Below are 13822 nucleotides of genomic sequence, written 5' to 3'. Positions count from 1 at the left end.
CACCCGTCCCATCCCAGGAGTCCGAATGACCATTACACCCCTCAACCTCGCCCAACGCCTGGCGGGCAAAGTCGCCGTGATCACCGGCGGTGCCAGCGGAATTGGCCTGGCCACGGCGCAGCGATTCGCCGCGGAGGGGGCAACGGTCGTGATCGGCGATCGCGATGAAACGGCCGGCCTCGCTGCCGCCGAACTGGTCAACGGCCTGTTCGTGAAGGTGGACGTGACAAACGAGGAGCAGGTCGATGCCCTGTTCGACACTGCGGTGCTGACCTACGGTTCCGTGGATGTGGCCTTCAACAATGCCGGGATTTCACCCCCCGACGACGACTCCATCCTCACCACGGAGCTGCCCGCGTGGCAGAACGTTCAGGATGTGAACCTGAAGTCGGTCTATCTCTGTTGCCGCGCCGCCCTGCGACACATGGTGAGGCAGGGGCGGGGTTCCATCATCAACACGGCCTCGTTCGTGGCCGTACTCGGCTCGGCAACCAGCCAAATCTCCTACACCGCGTCCAAGGGCGGCGTACTGGCGATGAGTCGCGAACTCGGAGTGCAGTTTGCCAGACAGGGAATTCGTGTCAACGCACTGTGCCCCGGCCCGGTGAACACGCCACTTCTGCAGGAACTGTTTGCCAAAGACCCGGAGCGTGCCGCCCGACGCCTCATTCACATTCCCATCGGGCGGTTCGCCGAGCCGGCAGAACTCGCGGCGGCCGTCGCCTTCCTGGCCAGCGACGATGCCTCGTTCATCACGGGTTCCACGTTTCTCGTCGATGGCGGCATCAGTTCCGCCTACGTGACTCCGGAGTGACCCCGAGTGAGCCACGACACACCAGGCCTGGATACCGGACTGCTACTACGCCCGGTACCGGGCGGTAACGCCTTCGAAGAAACGGTTCAGCGACTCCTGCACACGGTGCGACTCGGCCTCATCGCGCCCGGCGACAGGTTGCCGCCGGAGCGAGATCTCGCGACCAGGCTGGCCGTGAGCCGAGAAACCGTGCGTGACGCCATTGCCTCCCTCTCCGAGGCGGGGTATCTGCTCTCCCGCCGAGGTCGGTACGGTGGCACATTCGTCAGCGAGATATTGCCGTCACCCACCGGTCCGCACTCTGGCGGGCAGGCCGACATCGTGACAGACGCCCCCCAGGCGTCCCCGGCCATGATCGAGGACACCCTCACTCTGCGATCGATCCTCGAGGTGGGCGCCGCCCGGCACGCGGCCGCGCGAGCGCTCTCGCCCGGTGAACGGGAACAGTTGTGGGAAGCTCTCCGCGAAGCCACGGAGGCAACCGGCGATGACTATCGTCGGTTGGACTCCCGCTTGCACCTGACCATCGGCGAACTGGCCGGGTCTGCGTCGCTGATGCCGCCACTGGCAGAGGTTCGCATGCGGATCAATGAACTTCTGGACGCAATCCCGCTGCTCAGTCCCAACATCACGCATTCCAACGAGCAGCACGAACAGATTGTGCTCGCTATTCTCACTGGCCGGCCTGATGCCGCAGCCGAGGCCATGACCGAACATCTCGCGGGCACCGCGTCTTTGCTCCGCGGATTTCTCGAGTGATGTGCGTGGCGAGAAAGCCTGAGGTGCCCAGAAAGCCCTAGGCGCCGAGCAGCGCCTCCACCGGGCCGCGCACGAAGAAGAGCACGAATCCGGCAGCGACAATCCACAGAAGCGGACTAATCTGCTTCCCCTTGCCGGAGAAGGAACGAACGAGCACCCAGCTCACGAATCCCGCACCGATCCCGTTGGCGATGGAATAGGTGAGCGGCATGACGATGATCGTGAGAAACACGGGAAGCACGATGGAAAACTCGGTGAAGTCAATGAACCGAATCTGGGACACCATCATGGCACCGACAATCACGAGCGCCGCCGCCGCTACCTCGAGGGGCACGATCTGGGTGAGCGGCGTGAAGAACATTGCCGCGAGGAACAAAACGCCGGTCACGACGTTGGCCAGACCCGTTCGTGCGCCCTCGCCAATGCCGGCACCGGACTCGATGAACACGGTGTTCGACGAAGCGGATGCCGCGCCGCCAGCGACCGCACCGATACCCTCGACGATCAGTGCCGACTTCAGCCGGGGGAAGTTTCCGTTCTTGTCGGCGAGCCCGGCTTCGTTGGCCAGTCCCGTCATGGTGCCCATGGCATCAAAGAAGTTAGTGAAAACGAGCGTGAAGACGAGCATGACCGCGGCCAGCATCCCGATACGTTCAAACGCACCGAAGCTCACCGCACCGAGAAGGCTGAGGTCGGGCACGGCCACAACCTGTGTGGGCAGAATGGGAGCGTTGAGGTTCCACCCGGCCGGGTTGACACCGAGTGACGGCCCCACCTTGAAGATGGCCTCTAGCACGACAGCGATCAGTGTGGTCGCCACGATCCCGATCAGCAGGGCGGCCTTCACCTTGCGAGCCAACAGCACACCGATGATGATGAGCCCGATCACAAAGACGAGGGTGGGAAGGGTGGTGACGGAACCCTGGTCACCGAGCTGAACGGGCGGCGACGCGGCTCCACTGGAGCGCACAAAGCCGGAGTCAACGAGACCGATGAACGCAATAAACAGCCCGATACCCACCGTGATGGCGATCTTGAGTTGACGAGGTACGGCGTTGAAGATCAACTCGCGCATTCCGGTGGAGGCAAGAATGACGATGATGATGCCGTTGATAACCACCAGGCCCATGGCTTCTGGCCAGGTGACCTGGCCCACCACACTCACGGCCAAGAACGAGTTGATACCCAGCCCGGCCGCGAAGCCGTAGGGCAGGCGAGCGACGACACCGAACAGAATCGTCATGACCCCGGCCGTGAGGGCGGTGACCGCTGCAACCTGTGCGTTCGGCAGCCAGTTACCGGCCACGTCTACCGCGGCCTGATCGGCGCTGAAACCGCCGAGGATCAGTGGGTTGAGAATGACAATATATGCCATGGTCACGAAGGTGACGAGGCCACCACGAACCTCCCGGGCCCAGGTGGACCCGCGGCTCGTGATTTCAAAGTACCGATCGACCCTGCCCTTAAGCCCGGTGGGCTTCGGGGGTGTGACTTCTGACGTTGCTGCGTTCGTGGTGGAAATGTTGTGCTCCCGGGCCGTTCGGAAAAAACAGGCATTATGCGCTCTGGCGTTATTGACAAAAGCACATGTTTATCAAATATGTAGTCTACGACTCAGACGTGGGGTACGAACGCGCCCCAAGCCACGCGGCGCTCGGCACCAGGGTCGGCTTCGACCCGATCCTGGGTATCGATGATGAGCGTTTCACGGCGCACTTCCCCATACGGCGGCCACTCGCTGTCGGGTATGCCGCTCTCGGCAAAAGCCACCCACCAGCGCTGCATGCGCTCCCCCACCGCGCGAAATGCCGCCCGCCCGCCGAGCAGCGTCATGCCGCGCCCGGGCCAGCCATTAAGCCGGTCAAACAGGGGAAACAGTTCAAGTCCGTGCGTGGCATCCAGCCCCATGAGGCGAATCAACCGAGGCGCAGCATCGAACCGGTAGAAATACACCGGAGCATAGCGTGAGTGCCGCTCCCCCACCTTCACGGTGGGGTACCAAAAGGAGTAGTCCCCACCAAAATCGAGAGCCGCCCGCAGTGCCGGAATTCCCGGATACTGGGCTTTAAGCGCTCGGCGCGCCTTTTTCTTGGTCTTGGTGAAAATTGCCCGGATGCGAGTGGGTGTCGTCGCGAGAATGTCGATACGCCCACTAAACAGAGAGCCCTCACGTGCATTGGTCCCGATGATGAGGGGCACCCGGTGAGCACGTCCGTCTCGGAAGGCATCAAGGGGGCGCTCCGGAAGAAAAACTCCGTCAATGACCGGGCACAGCGGAATCGTGCCGGGGTCTTGATCGGGAGTTCTACGGGTGAGCTCCGTCGTTGCCTCAGCGAGTCGCGCCGGATCGGCCTCAAGAAGAAGCCGCACCGCGAGGTCGTCACGCGAATCCGTATCCGGCGCCTGCAGTGGAGCCTCATCGGCCAGGCTCTGCACGAATTCGCCGGCCCACCGCGCGGTGAGCTCCGTGGGATACACCGCATTCGCCGGTGCACTCTGCGCAATGGCCCGCTGAAAGAGACCGGCGACACTCGGCACGGTGAGGAGCGTTGTCACGGCGTTACCGCCGGCCGACTCACCAAACAGAGTGACGGCATCCGGGTCTCCTCCGAATTGTGAAATATTGTCGTGCACCCACTGAAGGGCGGCGGCCTGGTCGCGCAGACCCAGATTGCTCTCAAACGGGCGCTCGGGCGTGGAATACCGGGTGAAATCGAGGTAACCGAGGGCGCCCAGCCGATAGTTGAGGCTCACGTACACGATGCCTCCGCGCCGAACCAGTCCCTCTCCCTGACGAGGAACCTCCCGGGATGACCCCACGCTGTAGGCCCCACCGTGAATGAAGACCATGACCGGGCGAAGACGGCTCCGGGCACTCGGTGTGGTGCCAGTGGCGTCGTCGGGAGCAATGACGTTGAGGTTCAGGCAGTCCTCACTCTGCGGGATACAAGGGTGGGCGCCAATGAACTGACCCCGGTGGCTCTGCGGTGCCACCGGTCCGAACTCGTGGGCCGGTCGCACTCCAGGCCAGGCGGTTACCGGCTCAGGCGCCCGAAACCTCAGGTCGCCCACCGGCGCGGCAGCATAGGGAATTCCTCGCCACGCCAGCACACCGCGCTCCCTGATGCCCCGGACGTGGCCACCGGTCACTCCCCGAACGAGTTCATCGACCTCGGAGGACGCGATCGTGCTGGCCGGAAAAGTCATGCCCCGATCCTATTTGTTTACTACGATCAGTTTGAGAGCGCGCAACAACGAAACGAGAAACAATGGCCCTGCCCTGGACTTTGCACGGTGACGGAAAATCAGTCGGGGCGCAGGAGGTTGTTGGCCCCGGTGAAAGACTGAGCTGGCCCATCACCATCGGTATTGGCGCCCAGCACGTGGTGGCCATGTTTGGGGCCACCTTCCTCGTGCCGCTACTCACCGACTTTCCGCCGAGCACCACACTGCTGTTCTCGGGGATCGGCACCCTGCTGTTTCTGATCATTACGGGTAACAAGCTGCCAAGCTACCTCGGGTCATCGTTCGCGTTCATTGCGCCCATCACCGCGGCCACCGCTTCGGCCGGCATGGGAAGCGCCCTGTTCGGAATCCTGGCCGTGGGGGTGCTGCTGGCCGTGATCGGCGTGGTGGTTCAACTCACCGGAACCGGCTGGATCGACAAGCTGATGCCGCCGATTGTGTCGGGCGCCATTGTGGCTCTGATCGGGTTCAACCTGGCGCCGGTGGCGCGCGCCAACTTTGACCAGGCCCCGGTCACCGCCCTGATCACTCTGCTGGCCGTGATCCTCTGTACCGTGCTCTTTCGCGGCATTCTTGGCCGTCTCTCCATCTTCCTCGGCGTTCTCGTGGGCTACGTGGCCGCGGTGTTGTTTGGTGAAGTCGACTTCAGCCAGGTGGCGTCGGCAGCGTGGGTGGGCCTGCCGCCCTTCACCGCCCCGGCGAATCCGTTTGAGAACCCGGCCGTCGTGTTCGGCGTGCTGCCGGCGTTCCTCCCCGTGGTTCTCGTTCTGATCGCCGAGAACGTGGGCCACATTAAGGGTGTCGCCCAAATGACGGATGCCAAGGTGAATCGGCTCACCGGGCGGGCGCTGCTGGCCGACGGACTCGCCACCATGCTCGCCGGTTTCGGCGGCGGCAGCGGAACCACAACGTACGGCGAGAACATTGGCGTAATGGCGGCCACGCGCATCTATTCCACGGCCGCCTACTGGGTGGCCGGAATCACCGCCATTCTTTTGGGCCTCTCTCCCAAGGTGGGCGCCGTCATCAACACGATCCCCGCGGGGGTGCTGGGTGGAGTCACAACGGCCCTCTACGGCCTGATTGGCGTCATTGGCGTGAAGATCTGGCTGGATAACAAAGTGGACTTCTCCAAGCCGGTGAACCAGTTCACGGCAGCCACGGCTCTCATCATCGGCATTGCCGACTTCACGCTGTCGGCGGGAACACTGAGTTTCAACGGCATCGCTCTCGGCACCATTGCGGCCATCGTGATCTATCACCTGATGACCTGGTTGGGCCGGGTACGTCGTACGGCCTAGCCGCGCGAAATCCCGGTCAGGTGTTGGGGATCACGGTCTTCAGGTCGGGACCGAACGTAAACGTGGCCCGTGCCGGCGTACCGGCAAACACCCCCGGAAGCCAGTGCTTTGCGTCATCCCACATCTCGTGCACCGGAAGCGCTGCCACCTCGAACCACTCGGGGTTGAGTTCATCGGACTCCCGCGGCGTGCCGGTGAACTCCGAACACACAAACACGTTCGAAATCTGACTCCAGGCTTCCCGATGCGGGAACAGGTAGGTGAGCACGCCGAACGGCAGCAGATGTTGCGCCTGCACGAGCAGACCGGACTCTTCCTCGATCTCACGCACGGCGGCATCCACTGCACTCTCGCCGTGCTCAAGTTTGCCGCCGAGGCCAACAATATTGCCGATGCCGAGTCCCTTTTTCTTCCGACCGAGCAGCACCTGCAGCTCACCCGAGGGTGTGCGCCGAGTGAGATAACACACGCACACCTGGGGTAACGACATGCCCTCAGCTTAACTCGCTGCAAACTCGACGGTTGGAGAGTTAGGCTCAAATTATGGAATTTGTACCTGCAACCGGAACCATCACAATGTTCACCACAACCTGGTGCGGCTACTGCTCGCGCCTGAAGACGCAGCTGGACCGGGTTGGCGTGGCCTACCGCGAGGTCAACGTGGAAGAGGTTGACGGTACGTCGGAACTCGTGATGAGCCTCAACGGAGGCAACCGGACGGTACCCACCGTGCTTTTCCCCGACGGTTCTAGCGCCACCAACCCCTCACTCGCGCAGGTGCAGGCCAAACTCGCGGCTTAGCCGAAGAGTACGGCGGCCTCGTCGTAGCGTGCGGGTGACACCTTTTTGAGTCCGATCGTGGCATCGGCGATGCTGACCACCTCGATTTCGGTTCCGCGCAGAGACACCATGGAGCCCCACTGCTGGGCGTAAATGGCATCGACTGCCGCCATCCCCAGGCGGGTGGCCAGCACGCGGTCGTACGCCGACGGCGCCCCGCCGCGCTGGGTGTGACCCAACACCGTGGCGCGGGATTCGATACCTGTTCGTTCTTCGATGAGCGGTGCGATGAGCTCACTGATACCGCCCAGGCGCGGCCGGTCGAACGCATCAAGACCCTTGTGGGAGTGGGCCTGCTCCATGCCGGCAAGCAGAAAGCCCTCGGACACGACAATGACGGGGGCGCGACCGCGGGTGCGTACGTGCTCCACCCACTCGCAGATTTGCTCGATGGTCTTGGGCTGTTCCGGAATCAGGATCGCGTGAGCGCCTCCAGCCATGCCCGAGTGCAGGGCGATCCACCCCACGTGACGCCCCATCACCTCAACGACCATGCAGCGGCCGTGTGACTCGGCCGTCGTGCGCAGGCGATCGATGGCCTCGGTGGCAATCTCCACAGCGGTATTGAAGCCGAACGAATAGTCAGTGGCTTCAAGGTCGTTGTCGATGGTTTTCGGCACACCCACGATCTTGAGGCCGGCCTCGGTCAGGCGGTGCGCAGCCGTGAGCGTGCCCTCACCCCCGATGGCAATGACGGCGTCGATACCCTCGGCATCCAGGGTGCGCTGAATGTTCTCGGGACCGCCGTTATCGCCCTCGAAGGGGTTCGTACGCGAGCTCCCCAGGATGGTTCCGCCCTGACGGGACAGACCGCGCACACTGTGTCGGTCCAGGGTCATGAACTCGCCCTGCACCAGCCCGCGCCAGCCGTTTCGGATGCCGACGAACTCGGCATCGTGCACGCGACCACCCTTGAGAACGGCGCCACGGATGACCGCGTTCAATCCGGGGCAGTCGCCGCCGCTTGTGAGGATACCGATCTTCATGGGGCTCTATTCCTTCACGGCTCGACAAACATAACTTGCCCATTGTGGGGCCAGTGGGGCCGCGACCCAAATCGGCCGCGGCCCAGCGGGTTAGAGCTGACCGTCGAGAGCCTGAGTGAGCAGGTACACGAGGGCACTGGCCTGGATGGAGTCGGCCGACGTATCTTCTTCCTGCGACCCATCGAGCGCCCGGGCGGCCAGTCCCTGTTTGCTGCCGATGAGATCGGCGATCCGTGCATCGATGGTGTGCGCAGCAATGATTCGCCACGCGGTAACGGGTTCCTCTTGCCCAATGCGGTGTACCCGGTCAATCGCCTGCGTCTGCTCCGCGGCCGTCCAGCTCAGTTCGGCCAACACCACGTTCGATGCCGCCTGCAGGTTCACACCGACGCCTGCCGCGGTGAGCGAGCACACCGCGATCGCCACGTCGGGGTCGTTGTTGAAGGAGTCGATAGCCGCCTGCCGCGCAACAGCTGTTTGATCGCCGCGGAGGGAGACCGTGCGCAGCTCACGCTTCGCGAACAGGTCTTCTGCGGCATCCATCACGTCGATGTGCTTGGCAAAGAACACAACCTTGCCCACCGAACGAGCCAGCTGTGCGGCGTAGTCCGCCGCGAGGCCCGCCTTGGCCTGACCGATCTTGCGCACCATGGTGAACACGTTCTCGCCGGTGGTCTGACCCTTGGAGTCCTCGAGCTCGGCATGGGCCACAGCCCGAATGAAGGAGTCCCGCTGGTCCTCGCTCACGGTGGCCGGGCCGGTTCCCTGATGACGTGCCGCAACGAGCGCGTTGTAGCGCACAACGAGCCGCGCGCCGAGTTCACGCTCCGCCTTCTGAATGGAGCGGCCAAGATCGTCATCGAGCTCCACTGGAAGGTCCGCAATACGCTTGGCCGGGAGGTCAGCCGCAACGTCGACCTTGCGGCGACGAACAATGCCCATATCGATCACGGCAGCGCGAGCCTCGGCATAAAAGCTGGGATCGGCGGGGGTCAATCCGGTGTCCTCGAGCCGCTGCAACAGGGCGGGTGCCGGCTTATCGCCGTCGATCCAGCCGAGGAACTGCCAGATTGCACGGAAATCGTCCACATCGTTGATGAGCGGTGTTCCCGTCAACGCCATGAGGAGGGGGTTTCCACCCGGCGTGCGGCGACGGATCTGCTCGGCAAGGGAGAGCACGTGCTTGGACCGCTGCGACTGGAGGTTTTTGATGAAGTGCGCCTCGTCGACAACCATTCCCTTGAACCCGAGGGTGCCGAGCCACGCGAGGTGGCGATCCAGTACGTCATAGTTCACCACCACCACGTCGGCGAAGGCATCGAGCGTGTCGCCGTCGCCGTGAATGACGGTTGCCCGACGATTCGGCGTCCAGAGTTCCACCTCGCGGGCCCAGTTCATCTTGACCACGTTGGGCACAATCGCCAACAGTGGGTACGAGTTGCTCACAGATGCCGCCAGCAGGCTCTGCGCCGTCTTTCCGAGTCCCGGCTCGTCGGCGAGCAAGTAACTGCGGTGGCCCAGCCGGGCACTTTCAATGAAACGAGCCTGGTGGCGCATCAGGTCCATGCCGTTGGGAGACAGCCGGTCGAGCGCGGGGGCCTCGGGCATGTCCATGCTCGCAGCCTGTCCGCCGGAGCCGTATTCAAATGACTTGAAGAGCGGACCGAGCAGTTCCCAGTTCGCCAGCCGACGGGGGCGGGCCACCGGGGCGGCCTGCGCCGCACTGAAGTCGGGCGCAAGAAAGGGATTGGCAAGCTGACGCATCTTGACCGAGGCGGGAACAACCTGACCGGCCGGAGCGGGAGCAACAACCTCCGGCTCGCGCGTGATGATGAGTTCGTCGGGGCTGAGTTCAGCGCCGCTCTCCAGTAGCCAGTCACGGCGGAAGCGCTGGGCCACCGTTGACACGCCGGCGTCAGGCTCCAGCAGGGTAATCAGGCTGGTGTCTCGGGCCGCGGTCTTGGCCAGAATCTGCGCGATGCCGTCGAGACGCTTGAGAAGTTCCGCACGGTTGGCATCCGTTTGCTCGGTGTCAGCCTTGACCCGGGCACGTTCCTCGCGCATCAGGAGTGCGATGACCTGGTACTTGGTACGGTTTGTCGGGCCGAGCTTGGTTCCCGTTTGGGCCTTCGCTTCGACCTCGCGCACCTTGCGGGCGAGGATGGGGATGATGGGCGCATCATCGTCGCGGGACCGCGGTCGCATGCGCCGCCCTGCGCTGCCACGGTTGCTCGAACCGTCGGTGCGGGTATAAGCCATTGTTCTCCACTTCACAGCCTCGCGGCGATGATGACACGCTCGCGAGTGGGGCTGTCCCCCGGTGTATCGGCATATCGCTAGGAACCGGTGGCCCACCGGATTTCATCGACTGCATCGCATTCGTCGGGAACGGTTGCAGTGGCACGGTGACGTCGGTGACCACGTTCTTCAAGCGGCACCAGTCTACGCCCAGAAGTCAGCTGACGGAGCATTCACCCGGTCAGTCGTGCTGAACGGGCACCTTCGTGCGAATACCCACAATAATGAACGCCAGGGCGGCGATGTATTGAGCGGATGCCCACCCCTGACCCTCCAGCGGAATGATCACAATCGGATTCCACAGCACCGCGATGGGCAGGAGCGCAAGGAGCCACCACCACGACTTGGCCTGAATGACGAAGACGGTGATGATGAGCGCCAGGATGCTCACCGCGTAGCGAATGATGATGAATCCCTCGCCGTCGATGAGAGCAAGGCCGGCAAGGAGAGCCATGGCACCCAGCAGACCGGGCGCGAGTGCGGACCTGGTGAAGGTGGGCGCAACTGGAGTTCCCATCAGAGCGCTCCACCACGGTTGGGGGCGCCGAGCGCGCCCGCTGAGCTCGACACCACGCGCAGTCGATCGGCTTCCGCCCGGCCTTTATACAATTTCATGCCCTTCAGGTCGTCACGCACGTCGAATCCACTCTTGGTCAGCGGTACATCAACAGCGGAGTACTCCAATTCTACCGATGCCCACCACCGGCGATACCCGCCTGCGGGCGCCCGCCGGTCACCGATCAGGCGTGTTGGATCGGGATCGATGACGTAGTGGGTGAACCCGCAAACAGCACCTCGAGTGCCGGCCGGAGCTGGTCGAGCCAGACCTGATACCCCTCGTCGGTCAGGTGCAACTGGTCGGAGGAGAACTGCGGGTCGATCTCACCGTTGGCCAGAGCCAGCACGGGCCACAGGTCCAGATACAGGGCGTGTTGCGTCGCTGCATACTGGCGAATATGGCGGTTGATGCTCCGAATGGTCAGCGCAAAATCTGGATGACGGGGGAAAACCGACTGAATGAGAATGCGAGTTGCCGGCAGTGCCCGTCGCAGCCGGTACAAAATCGTTTCCAGATTGCGCACCACGTACTCGTCGGACTTGCGCCAGCCCAGATCATTGGTTCCGGCCAGGATGACGATCACATCCGGCGCGGACGCGATCATGGCGTCAAGCCCGGACACCAACTCGGTGGTTGTGTTTCCGCTCAGGCCCAGATTGGTCACGTCGTATTCGGGGAACCACTCGGCCCAGCTGCCACCAGCCGTCAGGCCATCACCCACAAATGAAATGGATAGGGACACCGGGACTCCTCACGACGATGGTGATGGCTGAGCTCGTCCTCGGCCACCCCTAGTCAGATCATCCTAAGTGCCCACAACGCTGAGGTCGAGGCCCTAAAGTCCCCTTTCAGACCAGACCTGTGCAGAACAGCCCTAACGGGGTACTGTCAACGTCGATCACGGTCTGCACCGTTCGGTTCATGGCCGTACCGCCCTCAAGAAAGGTAAAGTCATGAACATTCTGGGTAGTTTCTGGGATTTCGCAGTTTTCCTGTTCTGGACCTTCGTTTTCGTCGCCTACCTCATCGTACTGTTCTCTGTTGCGGCCGATATCTTTCGGGATCGTCACCTGAATGGCTGGCTCAAGGCCCTGTGGATCCTCTTCCTGATCTTCCTGCCCTTCATCACCGTTTTGATTTACGTCATTGCGCGCGGACGGGGCATGGCCGAACGGCAGGTCAGCAGCGCCGAGGAGAGCCGTCAGCTCACTGACAGCTACATTCGAAACGTGGCTACGTCGACCTCGCCAAGCCAAGAGATCGGTCAGGCTAAGCAGCTTCTCGACGCGGGCACCATCACGGCGAGCGAGTTTGCCGCCATCAAGGCAACGGCCATGGGTACGCAGTACTCCAGTCGAGACACGGTCTAGATCCAGACCGCGAGCGAGGTCGCACGGCATTTCGCCGAAGATGACCTCGCTCGCTGGGCTGGCTGACTACCTACCTACCCGGCCAGCAGGCGCCTTGGTCAGCGCGCGAGCCGCTGCAGTGTGCGCCTCTGCCTCTGCCGTTGCGGCAATCCGCGTAGCCATTCCCTCGAAGATGATGCCGTGGAAGGGCAGAATAGCTGCCCAATACAAGCGGCCACCCAAGCCGCGGGGGAAGAACACCGCTCGCTGACGGTAGAGCGAACCGCCACCCTTAGCAGGAGTCACGGTCATTTCCAGCCACGCCTTACCGGGAACACGCATCTCCGCACGTAGTCGCAGGAACTTACCGTGATCAATCTGCTCAACGCGCCAGAAGTCGAGCACCTCACCATTGTTGAGATGGTCGGGGTTACGGCGGCCGCGGCGCAGGCCCACGCCGCCAACGAGCTTGTCCATCAGGCCACGAATTGCCCACGCCAGCGGGAATGAGTACCAGCCGTTCTCACCGCCAATGCTCTCAATGACCCGCCACAGGTTTTCTGGCGACGCAAACGTGTTCTTCTCCCGAAGGTCGGTATACACAATGTGTCCGGCCCATTCAGGGTCGCTGGGCAACGGGTTGCTTGCCGCGCCCTCGATCGATGAGTTACGCCAGCTCGTTTCAACGTCACCGTCGCGCATGCGGCCGAGCGCCAAACGCACGGCACGCCGATACCCGGTGAGCCCACCGGGCGGGGTGGGAATGTAGTCGTCAATGTCACGCTCGTGCACGACGCAGTCGTACTGGAGAGAAGCGATGATCGGGATCGCGAGGTTTCGCGGGATCGGGGTTACGAGGTTGACCCACTGCGAAGCAAGCCAGGGCGTCAGAACCGGAAGCGAAGCGATGGCGCGCTGCTTCAGACCCGCCTCGAGGGCGTAGCCGTTCATCATCTGTCCGTATCGGAAGACGTCGGGACCACCGATGTCGAAGGTACGATTTACGTCAGCCGGAAGGTCGGCGCAGGCCACCAAGTAGTACAGCACGTCGCGCACCGCAATGGGCTGAATGCGGTTGCGCACCCACTTGGGTGCCGGCATGTAGGGGAGCACGTCGGTCAAGTGCCGAATCATCTCGAACGACGTTGAACCGGAACCAATCACGACGCCCGCTTGGAGTGCCGCCGTGGGCACACCCGACTTCATCAGGATCTGGCCGACCTCCACGCGTGAGTGGAGGTGAGGGGAAAGTTCTTCGACATCGGGGTGCAGTCCACCGAGGTACACCATGCGGAAGATATGTGCGGCAGCGGCCGCACGTGCCACGTTCTCGGCGGCCCGATGTTCCGTCTTCTCGAAATCACCCGGGGTACCCATGGAGTGCACGAGGTAGTAGAGCACCTCGACATCGGCAAAGGCCTTCGTCAGCGAGGCAGGATCCCCGAGGTCACCCTCGAAGATTTCCACCTTGTCGGCCCAGGGAACATCGCGCAGTTTGAGCGGCGTACGCACCAGCACCCGCACATCGAATCCAGCTTCAAGCAGTTTCGGAACAAGGCGTCCACCGATGTATCCGGTGGCACCGGTGACAAGCACGCGACGAGAGATCATGCAGGACAGCTTATCCGCTGCCCTGCACAAAACCCCCGGTATGGCCTGTGAAGCGGGTG

General features: G+C 62.8%; 13 protein-coding genes. 5 read left to right on the top strand and 8 right to left on the bottom strand.

Annotated elements, in window-relative coordinates; all coding sequences use genetic code 11:
* The first annotated feature begins 25 nt into the window (after positions 1-25).
* Both H4V99_RS06385 and H4V99_RS06380 read left to right on the top strand, forming a co-directional pair.
* Positions 26-814 carry a 3-oxoacyl-ACP reductase gene (locus tag H4V99_RS06385; protein ID WP_280676555.1) on the top strand — a complete coding sequence of 263 codons (789 nt, stop codon included), beginning with the start codon at positions 26-28 and terminating at the stop codon, positions 812-814.
* Positions 815-820: 6 nt separating this feature from the next.
* A complete protein-coding gene (locus H4V99_RS06380; RefSeq protein ID WP_280676553.1) occupies positions 821-1573 on the top strand; it encodes an FCD domain-containing protein in 753 nt (250 codons plus the stop codon).
* A 37-nt stretch (positions 1574-1610) separates the two neighbouring features.
* Here the strand turns inward: H4V99_RS06380 and H4V99_RS06375 are convergent, their stop codons facing one another.
* A complete protein-coding gene (locus tag H4V99_RS06375) occupies positions 1611-3095 on the bottom strand; it encodes an NCS2 family permease (protein WP_280679988.1) in 1485 nt (494 codons plus the stop codon).
* A 92-nt stretch (positions 3096-3187) separates the two neighbouring features.
* Positions 3188-4780, bottom strand: coding sequence for a carboxylesterase/lipase family protein (locus H4V99_RS06370; RefSeq protein WP_280676551.1), 1593 nt, complete (start codon positions 4778-4780; stop codon positions 3188-3190).
* A 62-nt stretch (positions 4781-4842) separates the two neighbouring features.
* Here H4V99_RS06370 and H4V99_RS06365 point away from each other — a divergent pair, with 62 nt between their 5' ends.
* On the top strand, positions 4843-6120 hold the full coding sequence (locus tag H4V99_RS06365; protein ID WP_280676549.1) for a solute carrier family 23 protein: 1278 nt from the start codon (positions 4843-4845) through the stop codon (positions 6118-6120).
* A 16-nt stretch (positions 6121-6136) separates the two neighbouring features.
* On the opposite strand, the gene H4V99_RS06360 is transcribed toward H4V99_RS06365, so the two are convergent.
* Positions 6137-6610 (bottom strand): 8-oxo-dGTP diphosphatase, encoded by a 474-nt coding sequence (locus H4V99_RS06360; protein WP_280676547.1) that lies wholly within the window; start codon positions 6608-6610, stop codon positions 6137-6139.
* A gap of 53 nt (positions 6611-6663) precedes the next feature.
* Between H4V99_RS06360 and H4V99_RS06355 the strand changes: the two genes are divergently transcribed.
* Positions 6664-6921, top strand: a complete 258-nt coding sequence (locus H4V99_RS06355; RefSeq protein ID WP_280676545.1) for a mycoredoxin — start codon at positions 6664-6666, stop codon at positions 6919-6921.
* On the opposite strand, the gene H4V99_RS06350 is transcribed toward H4V99_RS06355, so the two are convergent.
* The 4 genes from H4V99_RS06350 to H4V99_RS06335 all read right to left on the bottom strand — a co-directional run bounded on the left by H4V99_RS06350 (position 6918) and on the right by H4V99_RS06335 (position 11545).
* Positions 6918-7946, bottom strand: a complete 1029-nt coding sequence (locus H4V99_RS06350) for a 6-phosphofructokinase (RefSeq protein ID WP_280676543.1) — start codon at positions 7944-7946, stop codon at positions 6918-6920. The genes H4V99_RS06355 and H4V99_RS06350 overlap by 4 nt on opposite strands.
* A 90-nt stretch (positions 7947-8036) precedes the next feature.
* Positions 8037-10151 (bottom strand): DEAD/DEAH box helicase, encoded by a 2115-nt coding sequence (locus tag H4V99_RS06345; protein ID WP_280679986.1) that lies wholly within the window; start codon positions 10149-10151, stop codon positions 8037-8039.
* Positions 10152-10425: 274 nt separating this feature from the next.
* Positions 10426-10761 carry a DUF6804 family protein gene (locus H4V99_RS06340; protein WP_280676541.1) on the bottom strand — a complete coding sequence of 112 codons (336 nt, stop codon included), beginning with the start codon at positions 10759-10761 and terminating at the stop codon, positions 10426-10428.
* A gap of 223 nt (positions 10762-10984) precedes the next feature.
* Positions 10985-11545, bottom strand: a complete 561-nt coding sequence (locus H4V99_RS06335; protein ID WP_280676539.1) for a GDSL-type esterase/lipase family protein — start codon at positions 11543-11545, stop codon at positions 10985-10987.
* 211 nt (positions 11546-11756) lie between these two features.
* Here H4V99_RS06335 and H4V99_RS06330 point away from each other — a divergent pair, with 211 nt between their 5' ends.
* Positions 11757-12173, top strand: a complete 417-nt coding sequence (locus H4V99_RS06330) for a PLDc N-terminal domain-containing protein (RefSeq protein ID WP_280676537.1) — start codon at positions 11757-11759, stop codon at positions 12171-12173.
* Positions 12174-12239: 66 nt separating this feature from the next.
* Here H4V99_RS06330 and H4V99_RS06325 read toward each other — a convergent pair whose 3' ends face one another.
* Complete coding sequence (locus tag H4V99_RS06325; protein WP_280676535.1) at positions 12240-13763, bottom strand: SDR family oxidoreductase; 1524 nt, start codon at positions 13761-13763, stop codon at positions 12240-12242.
* Between the last annotated feature and the right edge of the window lie 59 nt (positions 13764-13822).

The sequence above is a fragment of the Cryobacterium sp. CG_9.6 genome (assembly GCF_029893365.1).
Classification (GTDB): domain Bacteria; phylum Actinomycetota; class Actinomycetes; order Actinomycetales; family Microbacteriaceae; genus Cryobacterium.
This window is presented reverse-complemented; position numbering and strand designations above follow the sequence as displayed.

Bases quoted from the DNA above. Each gene is read 5' to 3' on its own strand.
- H4V99_RS06385 (WP_280676555.1), top strand. From the start codon at position 26: ATGACCATTACACCCCTCAACCTCGCCCAACGCCTGGCGGGCAAAGTC.
- H4V99_RS06370 (WP_280676551.1), bottom strand. From the start codon at position 4,780: ATGACTTTTCCGGCCAGCACGATCGCGTCCTCCGAGGTCGATGAACTC.
- H4V99_RS06365 (WP_280676549.1), top strand. From the start codon at position 4,843: ATGGCCCTGCCCTGGACTTTGCACGGTGACGGAAAATCAGTCGGGGCG.
- H4V99_RS06360 (WP_280676547.1), bottom strand. From the start codon at position 6,610: ATGTCGTTACCCCAGGTGTGCGTGTGTTATCTCACTCGGCGCACACCC.
- H4V99_RS06355 (WP_280676545.1), top strand. From the start codon at position 6,664: ATGGAATTTGTACCTGCAACCGGAACCATCACAATGTTCACCACAACC.
- H4V99_RS06350 (WP_280676543.1), bottom strand. From the start codon at position 7,946: ATGAAGATCGGTATCCTCACAAGCGGCGGCGACTGCCCCGGATTGAAC.
- H4V99_RS06345 (WP_280679986.1), bottom strand. From the start codon at position 10,151: ATGCGACCGCGGTCCCGCGACGATGATGCGCCCATCATCCCCATCCTC.
- H4V99_RS06340 (WP_280676541.1), bottom strand. From the start codon at position 10,761: ATGGGAACTCCAGTTGCGCCCACCTTCACCAGGTCCGCACTCGCGCCC.
- H4V99_RS06330 (WP_280676537.1), top strand. From the start codon at position 11,757: ATGAACATTCTGGGTAGTTTCTGGGATTTCGCAGTTTTCCTGTTCTGG.
- H4V99_RS06325 (WP_280676535.1), bottom strand. From the start codon at position 13,763: ATGATCTCTCGTCGCGTGCTTGTCACCGGTGCCACCGGATACATCGGT.